This window comes from Colwellia echini, from assembly GCF_002843355.2.
GTDB classification, from domain to species: domain Bacteria; phylum Pseudomonadota; class Gammaproteobacteria; order Enterobacterales; family Alteromonadaceae; genus Colwellia; species Colwellia echini.
In genome coordinates, this window is the sequence record NZ_PJAI02000058.1 from 1 (window position 1) to 1,797 (window position 1,797).

A 1,797-nucleotide genomic window follows, 5' to 3' on the forward strand; every position below is an offset into this window, starting at 1 on the left:
GCAGCAAGCGGTCCACGCTGGTTTGCCCCAGAAGGCGAAAATCCTGTTTGATGGTGGTTAACGGCGGGATATAACATGAGCTGTCTTCGGTATCGTCGTATCCCACTACCGAGATATCCGCACCAACGCGCAGCCCGGACTCGGTAATGGCGCGCATTGCGCCCAGCGCCATCTGATCGTTGGCAACCAGCATCGCAGTGGGAACGATGCCCTCATTCAGCATTTGCATGGTTTGTTGAAAACCGGACATGGCACTCCAGTCGCCTTCCCGTTCCGCTATCGGCTGAATTTGATTGCGAGTGAGATATTTATGCCAGCCAGCCAGACGCAGACGCGCCGAGACAGAACTTAATGGGCCCGCTAACAGCGCGATTTGCTGGTGACCCAATGCGACCAGATGCTCCACGCCCAGTCGCGTACCGTCTTCATGGGAGAAAATAATACTGTTGATGGGTGTCTGGTCAGAGACATCAAGAAATAACGCCGGAACATTAGTGCAGGCAGCTTCCACAGCAATGGCATCCTGGTCATCCAGCGGATAGTTAATGATCAGCCCACTGACGCGTTGCGCGAGAAGATTGTGCACCGCCGCTTTACAGGCTTCGACGCCGCTTCGTTCTACCATCGACACCACCACGCTGGCACCCAGTTGATCGGCGCGAGATTTAATCGCCGCGACAATTTGCGACGGCGCGTGCAGGGCCAGACTGGAGGTGGCAACGCCAATCAGCAACGACTGTTTGCCCGCCAGTTGTTGTGCCACGCGGTTGGGAATGTAATTCAGCTCCGCCATCGCCGCTTCCACTTTTTCCCGCGTTTTCGCAGAAACGTGGCTGGCCTGGTTCACCACGCGGGAAACGGTCTGATAAGAGACACCGGCATACTCTGCGACATCGTATAACGTTACTGGTTTCACATTCACCACCCTGAATTGACTCTCTTCCGGGCGCTATCATGCCATACCGCGAAAGGTTTTGCGCCATTCGATGGTGTCGGAATTTATGCGGTGTGAAATACCGCACAGATGCGTAAGGAGAAAATACCGCATCAGGCGCTCTTCCGCTTCCTCGCTCACTGACTCGCTGCGCTCGGTCGTTCGGCTGCGGCGAGCGGTATCAGCTCACTCAAAGGCGGTAATACGGTTATCCACAGAATCAGGGGATAACGCAGGAAAGAACATGTGAGCAAAAGGCCAGCAAAAGGCCAGGAACCGTAAAAAGGCCGCGTTGCTGGCGTTTTTCCATAGGCTCCGCCCCCCTGACGAGCATCACAAAAATCGACGCTCAAGTCAGAGGTGGCGAAACCCGACAGGACTATAAAGATACCAGGCGTTTCCCCCTGGAAGCTCCCTCGTGCGCTCTCCTGTTCCGACCCTGCCGCTTACCGGATACCTGTCCGCCTTTCTCCCTTCGGGAAGCGTGGCGCTTTCTCATAGCTCACGCTGTAGGTATCTCAGTTCGGTGTAGGTCGTTCGCTCCAAGCTGGGCTGTGTGCACGAACCCCCCGTTCAGCCCGACCGCTGCGCCTTATCCGGTAACTATCGTCTTGAGTCCAACCCGGTAAGACACGACTTATCGCCACTGGCAGCAGCCACTGGTAACAGGATTAGCAGAGCGAGGTATGTAGGCGGTGCTACAGAGTTCTTGAAGTGGTGGCCTAACTACGGCTACACTAGAAGGACAGTATTTGGTATCTGCGCTCTGCTGAAGCCAGTTACCTTCGGAAAAAGAGTTGGTAGCTCTTGATCCGGCAAACAAACCACCGCTGGTAGCGGTGGTTTTTTTGTTTGCAAGCAGC

The 1,797-nt window shown here is 55.3% G+C and carries 1 protein-coding gene; it reads right to left on the bottom strand.

What is annotated here, in order from left to right; genetic code table 11:
* On the bottom strand, positions 1-916 hold a 916-nt coding region (gene lacI / locus CWS31_RS17225), incomplete at its 3' end, for a DNA-binding transcriptional repressor LacI (protein ID WP_097340361.1).
* Between the last annotated feature and the right edge of the window lie 881 nt (positions 917-1,797).